Annotated in this window: 18 protein-coding genes; 6 read left to right on the top strand and 12 right to left on the bottom strand. The window is 56.8% G+C overall.

Going from position 1 to position 21,533, the window contains the following annotated elements:
• Nucleotides 1-19: 19 nt before the first annotated feature.
• The 5 genes from HQL52_02935 to HQL52_02915 form a co-directional block, all read right to left on the bottom strand.
• Nucleotides 20-421, bottom strand: a complete 402-nt coding sequence (locus tag HQL52_02935) for a response regulator (protein ID MBF0368390.1) — start codon at nt 419-421, stop codon at nt 20-22.
• Nucleotides 418-4,341: a CHASE domain-containing protein gene (locus HQL52_02930; GenBank protein ID MBF0368389.1), complete on the bottom strand. Its 3,924-nt coding sequence runs from the start codon at nt 4,339-4,341 to the stop codon at nt 418-420. The genes HQL52_02935 and HQL52_02930 overlap by 4 nt, the downstream gene beginning before the upstream one ends.
• Before the next feature lie 72 nt (nt 4,342-4,413).
• Nucleotides 4,414-5,172 (bottom strand): type I methionyl aminopeptidase, encoded by a 759-nt coding sequence (map, locus tag HQL52_02925; GenBank protein ID MBF0368388.1) that lies wholly within the window; start codon nt 5,170-5,172, stop codon nt 4,414-4,416.
• A complete protein-coding gene (sfsA, locus tag HQL52_02920; protein ID MBF0368387.1) occupies nt 5,169-5,873 on the bottom strand; it encodes a DNA/RNA nuclease SfsA in 705 nt (234 codons plus the stop codon). The genes map and sfsA overlap by 4 nt, the downstream gene beginning before the upstream one ends.
• A gap of 46 nt (nt 5,874-5,919) precedes the next feature.
• Nucleotides 5,920-6,909 carry a PDZ domain-containing protein gene (locus HQL52_02915; GenBank protein ID MBF0368386.1) on the bottom strand — a complete coding sequence of 330 codons (990 nt, stop codon included), beginning with the start codon at nt 6,907-6,909 and terminating at the stop codon, nt 5,920-5,922.
• 595 nt (nt 6,910-7,504) lie between these two features.
• Between HQL52_02915 and carA the strand changes: the two genes are divergently transcribed.
• From carA to guaA, 6 genes are all read left to right on the top strand, one after another.
• Nucleotides 7,505-8,674 carry a glutamine-hydrolyzing carbamoyl-phosphate synthase small subunit gene (gene carA / locus HQL52_02910; GenBank protein ID MBF0368385.1) on the top strand — a complete coding sequence of 390 codons (1,170 nt, stop codon included), beginning with the start codon at nt 7,505-7,507 and terminating at the stop codon, nt 8,672-8,674.
• A gap of 117 nt (nt 8,675-8,791) precedes the next feature.
• Nucleotides 8,792-12,034 carry a carbamoyl-phosphate synthase large subunit gene (carB, locus tag HQL52_02905; protein MBF0368384.1) on the top strand — a complete coding sequence of 1,081 codons (3,243 nt, stop codon included), beginning with the start codon at nt 8,792-8,794 and terminating at the stop codon, nt 12,032-12,034.
• A gap of 37 nt (nt 12,035-12,071) precedes the next feature.
• Nucleotides 12,072-12,545, top strand: a complete 474-nt coding sequence (gene greA / locus HQL52_02900) for a transcription elongation factor GreA (protein ID MBF0368383.1) — start codon at nt 12,072-12,074, stop codon at nt 12,543-12,545.
• Between the two features lie 17 nt (nt 12,546-12,562).
• Complete coding sequence (locus HQL52_02895; GenBank protein MBF0368382.1) at nt 12,563-13,282, top strand: RlmE family RNA methyltransferase; 720 nt, start codon at nt 12,563-12,565, stop codon at nt 13,280-13,282.
• Between the two features lie 123 nt (nt 13,283-13,405).
• The gene (guaB, locus tag HQL52_02890; protein MBF0368381.1) at nt 13,406-14,866 is read left to right on the top strand and encodes an IMP dehydrogenase; all 1,461 of its coding nucleotides are present in this window, start codon (nt 13,406-13,408) and stop codon (nt 14,864-14,866) included.
• Between the two features lie 24 nt (nt 14,867-14,890).
• Nucleotides 14,891-16,450: a glutamine-hydrolyzing GMP synthase gene (gene guaA / locus HQL52_02885; protein ID MBF0368380.1), complete on the top strand. Its 1,560-nt coding sequence runs from the start codon at nt 14,891-14,893 to the stop codon at nt 16,448-16,450.
• Between the two features lie 43 nt (nt 16,451-16,493).
• Here the strand turns inward: guaA and HQL52_02880 are convergent, their stop codons facing one another.
• The 7 genes from HQL52_02880 to HQL52_02850 form a co-directional block, all read right to left on the bottom strand.
• Complete coding sequence (locus tag HQL52_02880; protein MBF0368379.1) at nt 16,494-17,081, bottom strand: pilin; 588 nt, start codon at nt 17,079-17,081, stop codon at nt 16,494-16,496.
• 144 nt (nt 17,082-17,225) lie between these two features.
• Nucleotides 17,226-17,804 carry a pilin gene (locus HQL52_02875; GenBank protein ID MBF0368378.1) on the bottom strand — a complete coding sequence of 193 codons (579 nt, stop codon included), beginning with the start codon at nt 17,802-17,804 and terminating at the stop codon, nt 17,226-17,228.
• A gap of 55 nt (nt 17,805-17,859) precedes the next feature.
• Nucleotides 17,860-18,423 carry a hypothetical protein gene (locus tag HQL52_02870; GenBank protein MBF0368377.1) on the bottom strand — a complete coding sequence of 188 codons (564 nt, stop codon included), beginning with the start codon at nt 18,421-18,423 and terminating at the stop codon, nt 17,860-17,862.
• Nucleotides 18,424-18,814: 391 nt separating this feature from the next.
• Entirely contained in the window at nt 18,815-19,117 is a 303-nt protein-coding gene (locus HQL52_02865; protein ID MBF0368376.1) for an EscU/YscU/HrcU family type III secretion system export apparatus switch protein, read from the bottom strand.
• Between the two features lie 2 nt (nt 19,118-19,119).
• On the bottom strand, nt 19,120-20,235 hold the full coding sequence (locus tag HQL52_02860; protein ID MBF0368375.1) for a flagellar hook-length control protein FliK: 1,116 nt from the start codon (nt 20,233-20,235) through the stop codon (nt 19,120-19,122).
• A 5-nt stretch (nt 20,236-20,240) separates the two neighbouring features.
• Nucleotides 20,241-20,747, bottom strand: a complete 507-nt coding sequence (locus tag HQL52_02855; protein MBF0368374.1) for a hypothetical protein — start codon at nt 20,745-20,747, stop codon at nt 20,241-20,243.
• Between the two features lie 2 nt (nt 20,748-20,749).
• On the bottom strand, nt 20,750-21,517 hold the full coding sequence (locus HQL52_02850) for a FliA/WhiG family RNA polymerase sigma factor (GenBank protein ID MBF0368373.1): 768 nt from the start codon (nt 21,515-21,517) through the stop codon (nt 20,750-20,752).
• Nucleotides 21,518-21,533: the final 16 nt, after the last annotated feature.

The following is a 21,533-nucleotide window of genomic DNA, read 5'->3' as shown; positions in this document are numbered from 1 at the left end:
CCCCGAAAAACCAAAACAGTCAGGCTTCGATCAGACCATACTCAGCCAACTTGTCCAGCAACACCTTGGGGCGCAGGGGTTTGGAGACATAATCGGTACAAAAACCCTTGAAAAAGGCCTCCGTAACCGGCTTGGGGGAGTCCAAAGCGGTCACCATGATAATCACCGCCTCCTCACTGGCTGGCACCTTCTGTTCCCGCTCCACAGCCCGCATCTGCTTCAAGGCTTCCTGGCCATCCATCACCGGCATCATGATATCGAGAAGCACCAAATCATAAGGCTCCCCACCGGTCAGCTCCATCTCGAAGGTTTTGACCGCCTCCAGGCCATTACTGACCAGATCACAGGTTGCGTGAGACTCCAAAATATCTCTCAATAACTTACGGTTATCGATTTGATCGTCTACAATCAGGGCTTTCATACTTCCTCACCTTTCTCCATCAGGGCTTTGCGGGCCTTGTGAAACGCTGCTTCCAAGTCCCGGGAGCGGGAGCGGGCCTCTTCCCAATCTTCCACCTCAACCTGTCCCCGTAACCGCAAGGCTACGGATGCGACCCGGCTGGCACCTACCGCCTCAGCCAAGCCCATCAGGCACTCGATCTGTTTCACCGATTGGCGCACATTTTCATTTGCAAAAGCCTCTCCAAGATCTTGCAGCCGTTTGGGGCCTTCGTCCAGAAAAATCCGCATTCTTGGCAAGAAGTTTTCTGAATCCACCTCAACCGGCGTCAATATGACCACCTTTCGGGTGCTTTTTTGGCGTCTCTTTTTGCTATCGGGTGGCGGCAAAAACGGTTTGATTGCATCCAATAAAGCCTCTACTCGATAGGGCTTGGCGACAAAGCCGTTCATACCGGCTTCTTCACACTCTTGCCTATCCCCCTCCCGCACCCGGGCGGTCACGGCAATGATCGGGACATCCTTGGGGGTCAAACCGGGATTTTCCGGATGACGAATACGCCGAGTAGCTTCCAGCCCCCCCATCTCCGGCATTTGCAAATCCATCAAGATCAGGTCGAAGCGGCTTTCCTTGATCAGATGCAACGCCTCCAGGCCATGATTGGCAATGGCCACCCGATGACCCGCCTCTTCCAGCACTTCGGTTGCCAGTACCTGATTGTCCGGCAAATCCTCCACCAACAAAATATTGAGACGACCTCTGGATCGCCTTCCTCGAAATCTGGGACGCCCCTCCGCTCGCGGTGCCTCCTGTTCCCGCCCCAAAGCAATATTGATCCATTCCAGCAACCGGAACAGCCGCACCGGTTTTTGTATCGATACGGCCCGTTGGAACTCTGGGGGAAGAGAGAGTTTTTCCAGGTTCAACTGCCCGGGAAACATCACCAACAATCCAGCCCCTTTAGCAAACAAAGGGGCTAACACTTCGGAATCCCGGGCCATCTCCACCAAAACCAAATGATCAAAAATCACGACATCGGGCCAGCTGTTTTGTTCTTTCTCCCGGGTTAAAACCCGGGAAAAAGAGTCGGCATCCCAGGCTTCCATCACCCGGGCATCAAAATGAACCAACATCTCCCGAACAATCCCACGGCCTGTAGCATGTCCGTCACACAGCAACACCCGAACGCCGGAAAGCGCCTTCCCGGGCCAGCTGGGTCGAGAGAGGTGATCCGGCCTGACGACAGTGGATTGAAGCTGGTCATGCTGGCCAAAACGCGCCGTAAATTGAAAAACGCTCCCTCTCCCCTTGGCACTCTCAACAGCGATATCCCCAGCCATCATATAGACCAGACGCCGTGAGATGGTCAGCCCCAATCCGGTTCCGCCATACTCCCGGGTGGTTGAACCATCCCCCTGGGTAAACCTCTGAAAAACACGACTTAAATTTTCCTCTGCAATGCCGATTCCGGTATCCCAAATGATAAATCGCAGACCCACACCATCCGGATGGTTCGCTCCGAACTCCTCCTGGGATGGGGAACCACCCTCAGCGGCCTCCAACTGGACATGTACGCCCACCTCCCCCTCATCGGTAAACTTGATGGCGTTGGAGAGGAGATTGGTCAACACCTGGTTCAGACGCAGGGGATCCCCCACCAATATCTCCGGCAGGTCCGACTCCAGTTGGCAGTAAAGCTCCAACTCTTTCATGTGAGCCTTCACCGCCAGGGTCTGGCACACTTCCTCTACACAATTGCGCAAGTTAAAGGTGATGTACTCTAAAACCAGCTGTCCGGCCTCAATACGGGAAAGGTCCAGAATGCCGTTCAACAGCTCCAACATCGTCTGGGAGGAGCGTTGCACCGTCTCCAGATGGTCCCGCTGCTCTTCAGAAAGCCGGCTACCCAAAACCAGATCGGTCATACCGATAATGGCATTCATGGGACTGCGGATTTCATGGCTCATGTTGGCCAAAAATTCACTCTTGGAACGATTGGCCGATTCCGCCTCTTCCAGGGTCTCCTTCAGGGATTGCAATAGCTGCTTGCGCTCGGTCATATCGTAAATGGAGCCGACAAAAAGGGTCTCTTCCTTACGCTGAACCGCCACCAGGGCCATCTCCAACTCCATACGGGAACCATCCGCCCGAAGACCCGGCATTTCCATGCGTCGGCCAAAAACCGGCAGGCTGGAAAACGGCCCGGCAAAACGTCTCAGGGCATTGCGGTGTAGCTCTTTCAATTCCGGGGGAATGATAAAATCGGTCAAATCCCGGCCCATGATCTCCTCTTTTTTATAGCCGAACATCTGCTCAGCCGTCGGATTGAAACCCACCACAACACCCTTGGGGGTCATGGTGATAATGGCATCCAGGGAGGTATCCAAAATCGATTGGAGATAGTGCTCCCGCTCCTCCAGACTCTCCACCGCCTTGGCCAAACGGTTGGCGGCCAAGCGATGCTCGGTGATATCCTGGATGATTCCGGAGACCGAAACCGGCACCCCCAGCTCATTGCGGACTACCTCACCCAACTCCTGGACGATGGATTCCGAACCATTGGGCAGAACAATCCGATAATCGATCTGAAAATCAGCATTTTTTTTACAAAGTGCCAAGTTGCGTATTTCCCGAACCCGTTCCCGATCCTCAGGATGAACAAACCCCATGTAGCTCTGATAGCCCGGCCCAAATGCAGCCAGTGGACGCCCGAACAGCCGATGAATCTCTTCCGACAAGGTCATTTTACCGCTGACAATATCCCACTCCCAATTGCCCAGATGAGCAATCTGCTGGGCCTTGGTCAGACTTTTTTGGCTGGCATTCAGAATTTCGGTCATTTGCTGACGCTCCTGGAGAACCCGTAGCAAGCGGATCAGGTACAGCGTCAAAACAAGCGTCAGCAGCAGACCGGCGAAAAACAGGAGCCAGGCGTTATTGGACGCAGCCTTCCCCAGCAAAGTGGGGGTTGAATAAGCGGCAAACGACCACTGACGCCCACCCACCTCGAACTGAACATTGAATTGCAACTGATTATTCAGCTCAGAAGGCTTGGTGGCTTCTGCCTTGGAACGGCCTGATGTCTGCCGACTGACATGATAGTAGAGAAATTGCTTTTCTTCAGAGGCCGATTCATCCCGAATTTCAAAATCAATACCCCGAGGAGCCAACTGAGCCAGAGAAGCTTCCACCAAGGGTCCGATACGAAAAACACCCAGTACAAATCCTTTGAGATGACGACGACGTTCGGCCACACCAGTTATTAATGCGTCAGGTTGGTAAATGGGCGATAAAACCAGAAAACCATAGGCCTGAACATCACTTGCCTGTACCAGAACCACCCGGCCCGTGACCGATGGCAAACCACTGTCCCGAGCTTGATTCAAAGCTTCCAGCCGGGTTGAACTGGATCCCAGATCAAAACCCAGAGCCTTTTCATTGCCTTGATAGGGCTCTACATAATAGACAGGAAAATATTCCTCCCGGGGGGGCGCCGGTAACATCAGCCCCTGCATTACCCGTTCGGTAATCTGAAAGCCCGGATAGTCCTTTGCCGCTTCCGACTCATATTGGCCCCTTTCACTCCGGGTCACCCTGGGGATCCACTCCAAAGCCTGGATATAGGGATGCCGACGGAGCATGGGTTGCACGAAGGCCTGAAATTCTTGTCGCTCGACAAAGCTGGAGCCATTAAAAAAGCTGCGAATATCCTCCAGTTCAGTCTGAATGTGGTCGATATCCTTGCGCAGGGCATGGAGACGTTCCTGGGCACCGGACTCGAACAGGTTTTTCATCTCCCGACGGTTCATCTCCTCCATGTGATCGAAACCCGTGGCAGAAATAAACAGACCCAGAAAAAAAACCAGCCAGACCGAGAGGTGACGCTTCAGCTTGGAGGGAAAGCTGGTCGAAAAAGAGGCGGCTTTGGCAGGAAACTTCACGAAACACCGCTCCACGGTGAAACGTGCCAACAATCAAAAGGCCGATGGGATAGCATGTGATCCGTCACCGAATCACACCTCTCCATCGGCCACAGTGAGAATTTCACAGCCGGATTCGGTGACCAGGAGGGTATGTTCGAACTGGGCGGAGAGGGAGTGGTCCTTGGTCACCACAGTCCATTTATCGGGCAGGTGCTTGATCGCGGCCTTACCCAGATTGATCATCGGTTCGATGGTAAAGATCATGCCGGGTTTTAACACAGCCCCTTCCCCACGCTGCCCATAGTGGAGAATGGCCGGATCTTCGTGGAATGCCCGACCGATGCCGTGACCACAATATTCCCGCACCACCGTACAGCGGTTTTTGAGGGCATGGGCTTCGATGGCGGCGCCGATATCCCCGATATGCCCACCAGGAACCACCTGCTCAATCCCCACATCCAGACAGGCTTCGGCTACCTCGGTGATTTTTTTGGCTTTGGGACCGGGCTTACCCACAAACAGAGTGCGGCTGGTGTCGCCGTGGAAACCATCCAGACAGGTGGTGATATCGACATTGATAATATCCCCCTCCCGCAGCTTCCGTTTACCGGGAATGCCGTGACAGACCTGTTGATTGACGGAAGTGCAGATTGACTTGGGAAATCCCCGATAGTTCAAGGGAGAGGGGGTGGCACCGTGCCGGATGATATAATCGTGGCAGATGTCGTTCAGCTCATTGGTGGTAATATCAGGCTGCACCAGGGGCTCGATCATCACCAGCGTTTGGGCAGCCAGGCGGCAAGTGGCCCGCATGCGTCGAATCTCTTCGGGTGTTTTGATATGAATCATTCCGGGTTCATTTCAAAAGGAATCGTTCGGTACAGGGCAACCCCCTGTGGTGTGACCCGGCAAACCCGGACCACGACCTCCACGCCTTGTTTGACGGCTTCTTGAAGGCCTTTTGCATAAGCCGGATCAATGGTGATGGCTGGCGCAAAAAAACGGCAATCCGCCCGCTGCACCAGATAGAGCATCACCCCCCTGTGGCCCTCTTGTACCACTCGGACCAGGGTTTCCAGATGCCGCAGACCCCGTTCGGTGACTGCATCCGGAAAAAAAGCCCCCTCCCCCTGGCGCAGGGTAACGCTTTTGACTTCCAGGTAGCAGGAGGGCCTATCGCCACCGGTCAGACAAAAATCAAACCGGCTCTCATCATAGCGCACTTCCCGGGATTGGTGTGGATAACCGGCAAGCTCCGGAATTCCCCCCGCTGCCAATCCTTCCGCCACCACCCGGTTGGCGAGGCCGGTATTGACCACTACCCAGTTTTTTTCAACCTGAGCCAGCTCCCAGGTATGGGCCAGTTTGCGCCGGGGATTGTTGGAATGGGAGAGCAAAACCGGCGTCCCCGGTTGAGCCATGCCGGTCATGGCCCCGGTGTTGGGACAGTGGGCCACCAGGATCTCCCCCCCCGGCAGTTCCACATCAGCCAAAAAACGCTTGTAGCGCTTGAGAAGCCTCCCTGGGATTAATGGTTCTTGAAAACGCACAGAAGAGCCGCGATCAGTCCAGGACTTCGGAAAACCGGAAGATACCTCATGGCACCAAAGGCCGTTCACCGAGGGTTGTCGTCATGGTTCGGGTTTCCCGAGCCCGGCGCACCACAATGCGCGCCTCCTCGCCAGGGGGCGTCTCCTGGATGATGCGCGTCAGGTCAGCGCTGTTGGCAACGGTCTGATCATTGACTGCCAGGATAATATCCCCCTCTTCCAGCCCACCCGCTTGGGCAGGGCTTGCGGGGGCCACACCCAAAATCACCACCCCCCCATCCGCCACCCCCATGGCCACACCGAGCCAAGACCCTAAATAGGCTTTTTCAGGGGGAGCCGGTTGGATCTCCCCACTCCCCGGAGCCAAATCACTCCCTGGCGCCATCGCATCTGAGCCAGCGCCGCTCCCCGGGCCATAGCCACTCCCAGGACCGTAGAACAAGCCTGGGCCATAGCCACCCCCAGGAGAATAGACCATACCTGAACCATAACCGTTCCCTGGGCCATAGCCATTCCCAGGACCATACCCCCCGCCCGGACCATAACCACCCCCAGGGCCATAGCGCACGCCGGGACCATAACCATTCCCGGAACCATACCCTCCACCCGGGCCATAACCACTTCCAGGAGCAAAACCGCCAGGGCTGAATGAATTCCAAGCTCCCCCTCCTTGAGAGGGCATGGGGCTGTTTGGCGGCATTCCCTCAGGCGAATATCCTCTGGATCCCCCCTGCCCACTGAAGCTGGATGCCCTCCCCTGGAGAAAGGAGGGATGCTGAACGCTCTGATCCAGGGTCACCTCGATTTCATGAACCCCTCCCTCTCTCAAGAGCGTCAGCGTCACCACATCCCCGGCCTGATAGCTGGCGATGGTAGAGGAAAAGTGCCAGATGGAGTGGACGGGTTCGTCATTGACCCGGGTGATGATATCCCCCCGCAAAAGAGCGGCGCTATCCGCAGGGCTTCCTTTGACAATTTCCCCGATCTGCACCCCTTGGGGAGGCTCGATGGTGACCCCCAACCACCCTCCGGCCAAGAGACTCCCCGGAGCCGGGATTGCGCAAAATAATCCCACAACAAGCAACCAACAGCTTCTCTTTACCGTGGGACTTCTCCCAGGACGCTTCTTCATGGAGCTCTCTCCTGATGGATATGTCGGCAAATTGGTCCATTCTAAATAAACCATTTCAGCCCCCTTTTCGCAACACTCACCAACCGTCATCCTGGCCGGTGACGGCGTTGACTTGGAACGGGGTTGGCGTTATAACCCGCAGTCATGGTTTTCCTCTTTTACCTGATCCCATGACCATGGCCGCCAAAGGGGCTTTTGCCACCCATCGAATCGTCAGGTCTGCGGCCATCCACCCGGCCATGACCGGAGCCGTCCAACGCTCCCTGATTCTTTTTTCCGGTGGTGCCACCTTGCCGACTCAGGTCAAAATGGGAACAGCTGCTATCTGCTCTGGCATCCAATTTCCCGGTAGGCCAACATTACCCATCCAGAGTAAAGTGAGACCAACCATCAAAAGACCCTGCACACATTTTCCCGGTAGCAGAAGAAGACCCATCCGGGGCAATATGGCAGTCACCCTCATTCGATCCCTCGCGGACTTTCCTGGCGGAGCGGCAAGTTGAGCAATGAAACGACATCGGGAAGGGGCCGGGCGGCCCTGGCCCTGGAAGATGGGACTCTCTTTATTGGACGCTCCCTGGGTGCTGCGGGAGAGTCGGTCGGGGAGGTCTGTTTCAACACCTCCATGACTGGCTACCAGGAGATCATGACCGATCCTTCCTACGCAGGCCAGATCGTCACCATGACCTACACCCAGATTGGTAATGTGGGCATGAACCCTGAAGATATGGAATCCCTGGGACCCCACATCCGTGGATTTGTGGTCAAGGAGTGCTCCCGGATTCCCTCCAACTGGCGCTCCCGGGAAAGTCTGCCCGATTTTTTGGTGCGTCACGCCATTCCCGCCATCGAGGGTATCGACACCCGGCAACTGGTGCGGCTGCTGCGAGACAAAGGCGCCCAGCGGGGGGTGATTTCCACCACCGATTTTGACCGGGACTCCCTGGTAGCCAAGGCCAAAGCCTGGCCGGGATTGCAAGGAATGAACCTGACCGGTGATGTCACCTGTAAAACCCCCCATGAATGGCGCGCAGGTCCCCTCCCCTGGCGCAAGGTGCCCCCACCCAGCTATATCACCGACCTCAACCAGGCAGGACAAGGCCCAAAACATCGGGTCGCAGTGCTTGATTTTGGCGTTAAACACAACATACTGCGGGGGCTTGTGGGGGCAGGCTGTGATCTGACGATTTTTCCAGCCACCACCGGTATCGACGAAATTCTGGCCATGAATCCCGACGGGGTCTTTCTCTCCAACGGTCCCGGCGACCCGGATGCCGTGGTATCGGGGATCGAAACCATCAAAGCGCTACTCAAAACCGATCTGCCCCTCTTTGGAATCTGCCTGGGCCACCAGATGCTCTCTCTGGCCCTGGGCGCCAAAACCGGCAAAATGAAATTTGGCCATCGGGGGGGCAACCATCCGGTCCAGGATCTGGAGAGCGGCAAAGTAGAGGTGACCAGCCAAAATCACGGCTTTGTGGTTCTGGAAGAAAGCCTGCCAGAGGGCATCACCGTCACCCACCGCTCCCTTTTTGATGGCACCCTGGAAGGAATTCGTCTCAACGACCGGCCTGTTTTTTCGGTACAGCACCACCCCGAAGCCAGCCCCGGCCCCCACGATGCCAGCCATCTGTTTCAACGTTTTGCCCATTTTATGAAACAGGCCTGAGGATGACAGCCACTGTTTCCGACATGAAGCAGGTCTGACAATGGCTATTTTTTTTAATGGTCCATCAGCCAACTCCCTCAAGTCCCTGTTGAACACACGCATGGAGCGCATCTAAAGATGCCCAAACGTACTGATATCAAGCGAATTCTTCTCATCGGCGCAGGCCCCATCGTCATCGGCCAAGCCTGTGAATTCGACTACTCCGGGGCTCAAGCCTGCAAAGCCCTCAAAGAAGACGGCTTTGAGGTGGTGCTGGTCAATTCCAACCCCGCCACCATCATGACCGATCCGGAGCTTGCCGACCGGACCTATGTGGAGCCCCTCACCCTGGACTCCCTGGCCTGCATCCTGGAGCGGGAAAAACCCGATGCGGTGCTCCCGACCATGGGCGGGCAGACCGCCCTCAATCTGGCCTTGGCGCTGGCCGATGCCGGACTTCTGGAAAAACATGGCGTAGAGCTGATCGGCGCCTCCCGCGAAGCGATTGCCAAGGCCGAGGATCGGGAACAATTTAAAAAGGCGATGACCGCCATCGGCATGGATCTGCCCCTCTCCGGCTTTGCCCACTCCCTTGAGGAGGCGCTGGAGATCCAGAAAGAGATCGGCTATCCGACCATTTTACGGCCTGGATTCACCCTGGGGGGAACCGGCGGTGGTGTAGCCAACAATCGGGAAGAGTTTATCACCCTGATCGAGCGTGGGCTGGCCGCTTCCCCCAACAACGAAGTGTTGGTGGAAGAGTCCCTGATCGGCTGGAAAGAGTTTGAGATGGAGGTGGTGCGGGATATGGCGGATAACGCCATCATCGTCTGCTCCATTGAAAATTTCGACCCCATGGGGGTGCATACCGGCGACTCCATCACCGTGGCCCCGGCCCAAACCCTGACCGACAAGGAATATCAGGATCTGCGGGACGCCTCCATCGCAGTGCTGCGAGAAATCGGGGTGGATACCGGTGGCTCCAACGTGCAGTTTGCCATGCATCCGGAAACAGGCAGGCTGGTGATCATCGAGATGAATCCCCGGGTCTCCCGCTCCTCGGCGCTGGCTTCCAAGGCGACCGGTTTTCCCATCGCCAAAGTAGCCGCCAAGCTCGCGGTGGGCTTTACCCTGCCGGAAATCATGAACGATATCACCGGGGTAACGCCAGCCTCCTTTGAGCCCACCATCGACTATGTGGTCACCAAGATTCCCCGCTTCACCTTCGAAAAGTTTCCCCAGGCAGACCCCGTTCTCACCACCCAGATGAAATCCGTCGGTGAGGTGATGTCCATTGGTCGCACCTTTAAGGAGTCGGTTCAAAAAGGACTCCGCTCCCTGGAGACCGACCTCAGTGGTTTTGACTCCATGGAGATCCAGGGAGAGAGCCCCGAAGCCCGGGAAAAAGCCCTGAAGAGCCGTTTAAATCGCCCCACCCCCGACCGCATTCTCTATCTGGCCGAGGGCTTTCGTCAGGGTAAAAGCCTGGAATGGCTCCATGACATCACAGCCATCGACCCTTGGTTTTTGGATCAGATCGCCCAGTTGGTGGAAGCAGAAGCGGCTCTCACAGGCAAACCCCTGGCGGATCTATCCGCCGATCATCTGCGGGAATTGAAGGAAAAGGGCTTTTCAGATCAGCGCCTGGCTGAAATCATCCAGACCACCCCTGAAAAGATCCGTCAGGCACGCAGGCAACTCAAGGTCAACCCGGTCTTCAAGCGGGTGGATACCTGTGCGGCGGAGTTCGCCTCCCAAACCGCCTATCTCTACTCCACCTTCGAGAGTGAGTGCGAGTCAGAGCCCAGCGAACGCAAAAAAATCATGATCCTGGGGGGTGGCCCCAACCGTATCGGTCAGGGAATCGAGTTTGACTATTGCTGCGTCCATGCCGCCTTTGCCCTTCGGGAGTCCGGTTTTGAGACCATCATGGTCAACTGCAACCCCGAAACCGTCTCCACCGACTATGACACCTCTGACCGGCTCTATTTTGAGCCCCTCACCTTTGAGGATGTCATGGCTATTGTAGATATCGAAAAGCCCCATGGGGTGATCGTGCAGTTTGGCGGTCAAACCCCCTTAAAACTCGCCAACGACCTCCACAATGCAGGCGTTCCCATCATCGGCACCTCCCCCGACGCCATCGATGTCGCCGAAGATCGGGAGCGGTTTCAGCAGCTGTTACAACGCATTGGCCTCAGGCAACCCAAAAATGGCCTCGCCCGCTCTGAAAAAGAGGCGATTCAGGTGGCCCGGGAAGTCGGTTATCCCATCGTCGTGCGCCCCTCCTATGTGTTGGGTGGCCGCGCCATGGAGATCGTCCACGACGAATCCGATCTCAGCCACTATATGCGCACGGCGGTCCACGCCTCTCCGGATCATCCGGTGCTCATCGACCAGTTTTTGAAAGATGCCATCGAGATCGATGTCGATTGTGTGGCCGACGGTCATCGGGCCGTGGTGGGGGGCATCATGGAGCATATCGAGGAAGCCGGGATTCACTCCGGGGATTCCGCCTGCTCTCTGCCCGCCTATTCGGTAGGCATCGGCACCCTGGAGGAGATCGAGCGCCAGACCAAACTGCTGGCCAAGGAGCTGAAGGTGGTGGGGCTCATGAACATCCAGTTTGCGGTGCAAAACAGCGCGATTTTCATTCTGGAGGTCAACCCCCGGGCCTCCCGCACGGTCCCCTTTGTTTCCAAAGCCACCGGGGTGCCTCTGGCCAAAGTGGCCGCCCGGGTGATGGCGGGTGAAACGCTGGACAAAATCGGCCTGACCCGCACCCCCCAAACCCGCCATGTCGCGGTCAAGGAAGCGGTTTTTCCCTTCGATAAGTTTCCGGGGGTAGATACCCTGCTGGGCCCTGAAATGAAATCGACCGGTGAAGTGATGGGGCTGGCCGACACCTTTGGAGTGGCTTTTGCCAAAGCCGAAGAAGGAGCGGGTACTTTTCTGCCCCAGCCTGGGGATTTGACCAAGGGTGAACGGATTTTCATCTCCATTCGGGAAGAAGACAAACTGGCCATGGTGCAACCCGCCGGGCGATTGGTCGCCATGGGTTTCAAACTCCTGGCCACCCAGGGAACAGCACGCTTTCTCAAGGGGGAAGGTATTCCGGTCGAGACCGTCAACAAGGTCAATGAAGGCAGCCCCCACATTGTGGACAGCATGAACCAAGGGGGTGTGGCGCTGGTTTTTAACACCACCGAGGGAAAACAGGCCATTGCCGACTCTCTCTCCTTGCGCCGCACCGCCCTCATGGCCAAAATCCCCTATGTCACGACCCTTTCCGGCATACGGGCAACGGTGGCAGCCATTGATGCTGTCCAACAGTCCGGGTTCCATTGCCGGGCCTTGCAGGATTATCATACCCAACCCTGAATTTTCGATCTCCATTCAAACCGTAAGGCGGCTTCCCATGTCACAGACAGTGCCCATGACCCTGGCCGGGGCGGAACAATTAAAGGCGGAACTCCAACGGCGCAAATCAGAGGATCGACCCCGCATTATTGAGGCGATCTCCGTCGCTCGGGATCACGGCGATCTCTCGGAAAATGCCGAATACCATGCTGCCAAGGAGCAACATGGTTTCAATGAGGGGCGCATCAAGGAGATCGAAAGCAAAATCGCCAACGCCCAGGTGATCGACACCTCCCGCATCAAAACCAGCAAAGTCGCGTTCGGGGCCAAAGTGACGGTGGCCGATGAGGAGAGTGACGAAGAGACCACCTACCAGATCGTAGGGGTTGATGAGGCTGACCTGGAATTGGGCAAAATATCGATCACCAGCCCCATGGCCCGGGCCATGATCGGCAAGGAAGAGGGAGATACCGCTGAAGTGCGTGCTCCAGGCGGCTTGCGCCATTTCGAAATTCTCAACATCAGCTATTAAACCGGATCAACCACCCCATGGCCAAACGGCGCCCCTCCAGTGACCGATGGCTACGGGAAAGAGCCAAAGATCCCTATGTTCTGGCCGCCCGCAAAGCTGGATATCGCTCAAGGGCTGCCTACAAGCTGTTGGAAATCCAGGAACGCCTGACCAAGGATCCCCAAACCGGTCCTCTGATCCGGCCTGGCATGACCATTGTCGATCTGGGTGCCTCACCTGGAGGATGGAGCCAGATCGCCCTGAAACTGGCTGGCCCCGGAGGGCGGGTGGTCGCGGTGGACCGGCTCCCCATGGACTCTCTGGAAGCCCAGGGAGTGCGGGACAAAACCGCCATCACCTTCATCCTGGGAGATTTTTTGGCGGATGAGACCCTCGCCAGCCTTCAGGATATTTTGGGCGGCGATGGTTTGGTGGATCTTATTTTAAGCGATATGGCTCCGGAGATGACCGGCTTCAAGGTGGCGGATCAGGGTCGGGGCGAAGCCCTGGCGGAGTCCGCCTTTCAGTTTGCCGAGCTGGCCCTCATTCCTGGGGGAGCCATGGTGGTCAAGCTCTTCCAAGGGCCTGGATTTCACGATCTGATTCGGGAGGCCCGATTGCTCTTCGAGCGGGTCAAGGTGATCAAACCCAAAGCCAGCCGAGGCCGCAGCCCGGAACAATATCTGGTCGCCCTGGGTTGGCGAAAACCCGAAGCCGAAAGCGATTCCAAACCGAAATCCCAAGAGCAACCATCCTAAGCTGGATGACTCTTTACTGATACAACTGAACACACCGACAAAACAACTGCCCCCTGGATCCAGACCCCACCTGATTGATCATAAAGAGGGTCTTATCCAAACCGTTCTGACAAGAGGCAACTCATGCGCGTCCTCAAAGAAGCCTTAACTTTCGACGACCTTCTCCTGGTCCCGGCCCTCTCCTCGGTCCTGCCCCGGGAGGTCGATATTGCCACTCGACTGACCCGTGGGATCAACCTGAAAATGCCCCTGATCTCAGCCGCGATGGATACCGTGACCGAAGCCCCGGCCGCTATCGCCATGGCCCAGGAAGGGGGGATCGGCATCATCCATAAAAACATGACCGTCAAGGATCAGGCCAAACATGTCCGCACGGTCAAACGATTCGTCACCGGTATGGTGGTGGACCCTCTGACCATACGACCTGAAGCCCCCCTGAGAGAGGCCAAGGGGCTCATGAAACAGAACCATATCTCCGGGGTTCCCGTCACCGAAGCCGATGGCCATCTGCTGGGCATTCTCACCAATCGGGATGTCCGCTTTGCGACCGACCCGGCCCAACCCATTCGGGAGCTGATGACTCCCCAGGAAGATTTGGTCACCGTTCGAGAAGAGGTCGCCATGGCCGAGGCCAAGCGACAGCTCCATCAACACCGCATCGAAAAGCTGCTGGTGGTGGATGGGGCCTTCCGCTGTGTCGGGCTGATCACGGTGAAGGATATCGAAAAATCCCAGACACATCCGGATGCCTGCAAGGATGACACCGGTCGCTTGCGAGTGGGGGCTGCTGTTGGCGTCGGCAAGGAGGGGCAACGCCGGGTGACCGCCCTCATGGAAGCCGAAGTGGATGTGATTGTGGTGGATACCGCCCACGGCCACTCCCAGGGTGTGCTCGACCTGGTCAAATGGATTAAAGACCGCTACCCCAACGCCCAGGTGATCGCTGGCAATGTGGCGACAGCTGCGGGTACCCGGGATTTGATCGAAGCCGGGGCCGACGGGGTCAAGGTGGGAATTGGACCCGGCTCCATCTGTACCACCCGGGTGGTGGCTGGTGTGGGCATTCCCCAGATGACCGCCATCGCCGACTGTGTGGAAGAAGCGGAAAAATCAGATATTCCCATTATCGCCGACGGTGGGGTCAAGTTTTCCGGAGAGATTGCCAAGGCCATTGCAGCGGGTGCTTCCAGTGTCATGCTGGGCTCCATGTTTGCTGGCACCGACGAATCCCCCGGCGAGGTTTTCATCTATCAGGGCCGCTCCTACAAAACCTATCGGGGCATGGGCTCCATCGGTGCCATGGCCAAAGGCTCCAAGGATCGCTATGGCCAGAGCGGGGTGGAGGCGGACAAGCTGGTGCCCGAAGGGGTGGAAGCCCGCGTGCCCTACAAAGGGCCCCTGCACAATCTCATCCACCAGATGATCGGTGGACTGCGTGCGGCCATGGGCTATACCGGCTGCCCGGATATCCCCACCCTGCGCACCCAGGCCCAAATGGTCCGAATCACCTCCTCCGGGCTTCGGGAATCCCACGTTCACGACGTCAATATCACCAAAGAATCCCCCAACTATCGGTTGGATTGATCTGCCATGTCTTCTGCGACCCACATGCCGAACCACACCCTCCACGCCGAAAAAATCCTCATTCTGGATTTCGGCTCTCAATATACCCAGCTCATCGCCCGCCGGGTGCGGGAGGCCCATATCTATTCGGAAATACACCCCTGGTCCATCACCCTGGAGGAGATTCTCGCCTTCGATCCCAGGGGCATCATTCTTTCCGGTGGCCACCAGTCGGTCTACGACCCAAACGCCCCGACGGTGGACAAGGGGCTTTTTGAGCTGGGGGTGCCGGTATTGGGCATCTGCTACGGCATGCACCTGATCACCAAGCTCATGGGGGGTGAGGTAACGCCAGCTGACAAAAGAGAGTATGGACCGGCACGGGTGCGGGCTGGAGAAGAAAGTTCCCTCACCCACAACTTTTTCATCGATGGAGAGACCGATGTCTGGATGAGCCACGGTGACCATGTGGAAAAATTGCCCACCGGTTTTGTCACCTCCGCCGCCAGCGACAACGCCCCCATCGCCGCCATGTCCCACAATAAGCGGCGCATCTTTGGTGTGCAGTTTCACCCGGAGGTGAACCACACCCCCCGGGGGGAATTTTTAATCGAAAACTTTATCGAACTCTGCGGTTGCACCCGCCAATGGACCCCCAGCCATTTTGTCGACTATGCCATCTCCCAGGCCCGGGATCAGGTGGGAGGGGATCATGTGGTGCTGGGACTCTCCGGGGGGGTGGACTCTTCGGTGGTCGCGGCCTTGCTGCATCGGGCCATCGGTGGCCAACTCACCTGCGTTTTTGTCGATAACGGCCTCCTGCGCCTGAACGAAGGGGACGAGGTGATGGAGACCTTTGCCCGCCACCTGGGGGTCAAGGTGATCCGGGTGGATGCTGAGGATCGGTTTATCAGCCGGTTGGAGGGGGTCACCGATCCTGAAAAAAAACGCAAGATCATCGGTCACACCTTTATTGAGGTGTTCGAGGAGGAGGCCAACAAGATTCCCGGTGTCAAATGGCTGGCCCAGGGGACCATCTATCCGGATGTAATCGAATCAGCCGGAGCCAAAACAGGGGTGGCCACCGCCATCAAATCCCATCACAACGTGGGGGGCCTGCCGGAGCGGATGGGGTTGGATCTGCTGGAGCCTCTGCGGGAGCTTTTCAAGGATGAGGTGCGGCAGGTAGGTTTGGAGCTGGGGCTGCCCCGGCGGATGATCTATCGCCATCCCTTCCCCGGGCCGGGTCTGGGGGTGCGGATTTTGGGAGAGGTAAAAAAACCCTTTGCCGATCTATTGCGCCGGGCGGATGCCATCTATCTGGATGAGCTTTACGCCACCGGCCACTATGGCCGAATCGCCCAGGCGTTTGCGGTATTTCTACCGGTAAAAAGCGTCGGGGTGATGGGGGATGGTCGCAGCTATGAACATGTGGTGGCGCTCAGGGCGGTGGAAACCAAGGATTATATGACCGCTTCCTGGTATCCCATGCCCTATGACCTGCTCTCCCGCATCGCCAACCGCATCATCAATGAGGTGCCGGGGGTCAATCGGGTGGTCTACGACATCACCTCCAAACCCCCCGGAACCATCGAGTGGGAGTAACCGGCCACGCCCCATCCTCTGACACAATCGTGATCCGCTACGATCAGATATAGTTTTGGCAGTTGGACGGATAATAGCGCTCGTAGCCGTACCAAAAATAACCACAGGTCCAGGTCCGCCCGCCATCCGTGGTTCTCAAAGCGATATAACGGGAAAGCAACAGCCCCTGACCGACATCAGAGGTCCTGAACTGGGCATAGATATAGAACCAGTCATCGTAGGGGGGACCATACCAGTTATACCCCCAGCCGCTGATCCGATTGGTATATTCTCCCAGGTTGGACAAGGTTTCCGAGGGGCCGTAGGCATCGGTGATATCGTCGGGGAATTGCCCCTCCACCGCATAATATTCAGCCAGGGCGGATTTGGCGTCGGTTAAAAAGCCGATGGCTTCGGCCATCTGTGCCCGGGATACCTGCTGCTCGAACATAGGCATGGCGACAGCGGCCAGGTTGCCGATGATGGCGATGACGATCATCAACTCGATCAGGGTAAAACCTGCCTGCCCGCGCCGGGATACACCGGTCGCTTGGGCTGTGGCACGCCACTCTGATCCTGACGCAGCTTCCGCCTGGCTCCAAACGCGTTGACGCGTCTGTTTCCCCGTTGTGGACCATCGAATCCCAGTCATGACACTTCTCCCCGTTGTTTCTGTTTGACCACCGAATGTTGGTTCAACTCCCCAGGCCCAAATCCGGCATCGTCTGGAACAAGACCTCCCTGTCCCTCTTTCGGGTTCGACGTGCTCTGCTTCACCGAGGCCATTCCCCCCGGTCTAGATATAATTTTGACAGTTGGTCGGATAGTAGCGCTCGTAGCCATACCAAAAGAAACCGCAAGTCCAGTTGAGCCCCCCATCTGTCGTTTTCAAACCGATGAACCCCGACAACATCAACCCTTCCGCGACATTGGAATCCTTAAAATCAGCTGAAAGATAATAGATATCCGGATAACTCGGATCCAACGATCCCCAGCCGATAATGCGGTCGGTATATTTCCCCAGGTCGTTACCGGTCCAGGCTGGCCCGTAGGCGTCGGTCAGTGCTGTGGGAAACCGGCCCTCTACGGCGTAATATTCAGCCAGGGCGGATTTGGCATCCATCAAAAACCCAAGCCCTTCGGACATCTGTGCCCGGGAAACCTGTTGCTCGAACATGGGCATGGCCACAGCGGCCAGATTGCCGATAATGGCGATCACCAACATCAATTCGATCAGGGTAAACCCGGCCTCACTTCCCACGGCAGCCTTTTGCCGATGCAGTGAAACACGATCAATGGCAGATGACTTGGCGGCCATCTTGCCAGAAATGGTTCGATGGATTATTGCTTGCAAATAGGTGCGAATCCCAATCAAAACCCCACTCCCTGTTGGATTAATTCTTTTTCAACACCTCTTTTCAACACCTGCTTTAGTCCTTTCTGCAACCGGTCAGGGATCCCTTTTCACCTGGCGTCATTTTGGAAAGCGCTTTGGTATCGCCCTTTTCCATGGCCATGGCCAGTGCCCTGGACTTGTTGTTTTGCTCACACGCCGAAGGTTCTGTGGAAAAATATTGCACTCCCCATAGGATGGTTCCGCAGAGAACCACGACCACCGCCACCTTGGCGACGGGGAGCATCATTTTTTTGGTTCCCTCTGCCGCCTCCCCCCGTTCAGGCTGATGGTCATCCTTTTTCGGCAGGAAGCGACCCAAGAGGCCCCGGGGCTTTTCAACCTGGGATGGATCGTCCTCCTCCCCCTGGTCGTACTCCTCCTCCGCTCCAGAAGCCGAAGGCAGGAAAAAAGTCAGTCCCGGCCCCTTGAGGAGTTCCCGTTCGGACTCTGAAGGCTCGGCCTCTACATAGGTATAGTTGCCGTCAACCGACTCTCCACAGTGGTAACAGAGGGTGGCTGATTTAAAGATAATCTCCTTGCATGCGGGACAAGGAGAGTAGACAAAACCGGCAATCTGAATCGCTCTTCTTTGCGCCATTGTAACTTCCCTAAAAATTCATCGGCAAAAAGGCCCACCCCCTCAGCGGAGATCTCCTTTGGTGACAGACTATCATGAGGGTTTGACGACGTGAAAGCGGAATGATCTTTTTTTCCGGGTGTTATACCCAGAGAGATCATGTGTAATTTTTTTTTACACTTTCAGTCAATATTTTTTACATTTTCAGCCAAAAAACCCCAGATAGGCCCTGCCACCCCCCTTTCAAGCCCTTTGACTAAAACCTACTGCATCTCCCTTGCCAACCTTCTCAGCAGGCAACCTTCCACCGCTCCGCTTAGACTGGCGTCATCCACCGCTCCACTACAAACCATCATCCTGCCCCACACCCCGACAGCCCGGCTGGGAGAGGCCATCAAACCCAATCACCCCCCTACGAATCCCCTTCTCCATCAAACGATTTGTTGATTCGATAGACATAGGCGAGCACCTCGGCCACCGCCTTGTAAAGATCGGGGGGGACACTCTCTCCTACGGGAATCTTGCCCAACACCGCCACCAGGTCGGGATCCTCCATCAGCGTAACCCCCGCCGCCTCGGCCCGCTTGAGAATGGCGTCAGCGATACGCCCCTTTCCCGATGCGGTAATCTGAGGGGCCTTGTCCCGGCTTTTGCGATAACGCAGCGCCACGGCCTGCTTGATGTGGCCTTCCTCTCTCTTTTCATCCTCGCCCATGGTCACGCCCTGGCCGAAAAACCGGAACCGGCAAGGCCCAGCAGCTGCTGACGCGCCTCCCGCATTCCAGCTCGCGTCAGGCGGGAGAGTTCCAGCGCCTTCAGAGGCAGCCCTATCTCCTGAATCCCGGTGCGCAGTTGGCCTACCTGACCCCGCAAGGCCGAGAGGGCCTGTTCATCTTCGGCGGCGATGGAAACCATCAACTGTCTTTCCCCAAGTTCCAATCGAGCCTGGACCGAGCCCAGATGGGTCATGTTGAGGGAGACCAGAATGGAGTTGTTGTCCGCCTCTCCTCTGCCGCCTTTTTTTCCACCACTCTGGCGCCAGATCGCCTCCCCCAACCCCCCTTCGGTGAGCCAGAACAGACGATATCCCGGAAAGGCCTGGCCGTCGGCTGCGGGGGTACGAGGCAAAATTTCCTGCATGGCGAGAAGATCCCCCAGCCGCTGCAAAGCTCCACGGGTGGCAGCCAGTTCAGCGGCAGCACTCTCCTTGCCAGCCATCCCGGCGCTCTCCTCCCCCCCCAGACGAAGGGTGCCAGCCGCCAGTTGCAGGTTGCGAATGGCGTCAGCCACATCCTGTCGGGAGCCCCCTTCCAAAAGCTTGGCCAGAGAAGCCCCATTTCCTCTTAAAAGGGCATCACCGGAAATATTGGGCAGATTTTTTTGCAGAAGCCCCGCCAGGGTCTCCCCCTTGTCGGTGACCAAAAACGGCTGTCCGGCATTTTTAAGGGAAAACAGCAGTGCCTCCCCACTCATGCCCCCTTTGGCCAAACCGGCCTGGGCGATCAATCGGGCGAATACATCGGGGGCGCGGACCAGACTTTGCTCAGCGGATTCAGCCAGTTGGGATGCAGCCTGGGATTGGGTGCCAGCAAGGCGAAAGGTGAGTTCAGGAGCGGTGCGGACCACCTCCAGGCGTACCTGCTCCCCTTCAGAGAGTCCCTTGGCACCGGAAAAGGAAAAAAGATGGCCGTCAGGCAGCCTCATGAGACCTTGACCATGGTTGTCAAGACGGGAAACCCGGGCGGTAAAGGATTCACCCTGGGAAAAAACCCGGGGCAGCTTGACGCTGGCAGCTGTATCGCCAGACGGCAGCAGCAGCCCTGAAATGATCATGGCGTTTACTCCAAGGGGTCGGGATCACCCTCCCCCAACTCCTCCTCCCGGGAGGAAAAACTTTTCAGAAGGCTCACTTCCTCCACAGTCAAACCGGTTTCCTTGATCACCCGTTCCTCATCCACACCGTTGGCCAAAAGCAGACGGGCTTCCCGGTAGGCATCGTTTTTGTTGGCAGATTCGCTACTTGATCCTGTTTCGGACCGGTTGGCAATACCGCTCTCAGTCGGACGACTCAAAAAGCGCATCTCCCCCTGGAGCGCTTCCAGATCAGGCCGTATCTGGGCAGGAATCGACTCAACGGCCATACCGATCTTGCGCTCCATCATCTCCAGGCTGGCGGTGACCGTCTCCACATATTCCCGCAGCTCTTCATGATCCTCATCGGCATTCTGGGTGGTCGCCATGAGCTTCAGATCATCCCGCAGGCGACGCACCTGGACAAAAACCAGGGCGATTCCCAGGTAGAGGACCACAAAACAGAGAATTACCAATACATTCCAGAAAGTCATCGCTATTTTCGACCCATGACCCGGCGAATTCGCGCCCGCATCCTGAGAGCCGCCTTACTGTGAAGCTGGGAAATCCGTGATTCGGTGAGCCCCAAAACCTCACCGATTTCGCTCATGGTAAGCTCCTCAAAATAGTACAGGGTCACCACCAAACGCTCTTTCTCCGGCAGGGAGCTGATCGCCTCACTCAACCCTTGCCGCAACTCCTGCAAACCAATCGCTTCCAGAGGATCCTCCACCTCCGGATCGGCAAACACCTCCAGAACATCCCACTCTTCATCATCTATGGAAGGACGCAAATCTTCATAGGAGATAATGGAAATACCCCGAATGGCATCCAGCTGGGCATAATAATCCCCCAGGCTGATCCCCAGATTGTCCGCCACCTCTTCATCATCAGCAGGCCGCCCTTCCTGGACTTCCAGCTTGTGGAACACCTCCTCAATCTGGGTGGCGGCCTGGCGAACCGCTCGGGGAACCCAATCCATGGAGCGCAATTCATCGAGAATGGCTCCCCGAACCCGAAATTCGGCATAGGTCTGAAACTTGATTCCCCGGGCTGGATCAAACTTGGAGACTGCATCGATCAATCCCAACACCCCCACCTGAACCAAGTCGTCCAACTCCACCGATTCGGGAAGCTTCATGGACATTCTGGAGGCGACATATTTCACCATCGGGGCATATTTGACGATGATTTCGTCCCGGGTCATGGATTCCCAGGCTTTGGTGTCTTGATTTTTGGTTATTTGGGCGGTTTGGGCACTCATTGGATGTCGATCCCGT

It is taken from the genome of Magnetococcales bacterium (assembly GCA_015232395.1).
In the GTDB taxonomy this organism is placed as follows: Bacteria; Pseudomonadota; Magnetococcia; order Magnetococcales; family JADFZT01; genus JADFZT01.
Note: the sequence above shows the minus strand (reverse complement) of the source record. Positions and strands in the feature narration are given on the sequence as shown.

What these genes read in the sequence shown, in the direction of transcription:
- HQL52_02880 (MBF0368379.1), bottom strand. Translation starts at nt 17,081, where the DNA reads ATGACTGGGATTCGATGGTCCACAACGGGGAAACAGACGCGTCAACGC.
- guaB (MBF0368381.1), top strand. Translation starts at nt 13,406, where the DNA reads ATGCGCGTCCTCAAAGAAGCCTTAACTTTCGACGACCTTCTCCTGGTC.
- HQL52_02870 (MBF0368377.1), bottom strand. Translation starts at nt 18,423, where the DNA reads ATGGCGCAAAGAAGAGCGATTCAGATTGCCGGTTTTGTCTACTCTCCT.
- HQL52_02860 (MBF0368375.1), bottom strand. Translation starts at nt 20,235, where the DNA reads ATGATCATTTCAGGGCTGCTGCTGCCGTCTGGCGATACAGCTGCCAGC.
- greA (MBF0368383.1), top strand. Translation starts at nt 12,072, where the DNA reads ATGTCACAGACAGTGCCCATGACCCTGGCCGGGGCGGAACAATTAAAG.
- HQL52_02865 (MBF0368376.1), bottom strand. Translation starts at nt 19,117, where the DNA reads ATGGGCGAGGATGAAAAGAGAGAGGAAGGCCACATCAAGCAGGCCGTG.
- HQL52_02855 (MBF0368374.1), bottom strand. Translation starts at nt 20,747, where the DNA reads ATGACTTTCTGGAATGTATTGGTAATTCTCTGTTTTGTGGTCCTCTAC.
- carB (MBF0368384.1), top strand. Translation starts at nt 8,792, where the DNA reads ATGCCCAAACGTACTGATATCAAGCGAATTCTTCTCATCGGCGCAGGC.
- HQL52_02935 (MBF0368390.1), bottom strand. Translation starts at nt 421, where the DNA reads ATGAAAGCCCTGATTGTAGACGATCAAATCGATAACCGTAAGTTATTG.
- HQL52_02850 (MBF0368373.1), bottom strand. Translation starts at nt 21,517, where the DNA reads ATGAGTGCCCAAACCGCCCAAATAACCAAAAATCAAGACACCAAAGCC.
- guaA (MBF0368380.1), top strand. Translation starts at nt 14,891, where the DNA reads ATGCCGAACCACACCCTCCACGCCGAAAAAATCCTCATTCTGGATTTC.
- HQL52_02895 (MBF0368382.1), top strand. Translation starts at nt 12,563, where the DNA reads ATGGCCAAACGGCGCCCCTCCAGTGACCGATGGCTACGGGAAAGAGCC.
- map (MBF0368388.1), bottom strand. Translation starts at nt 5,172, where the DNA reads ATGATTCATATCAAAACACCCGAAGAGATTCGACGCATGCGGGCCACT.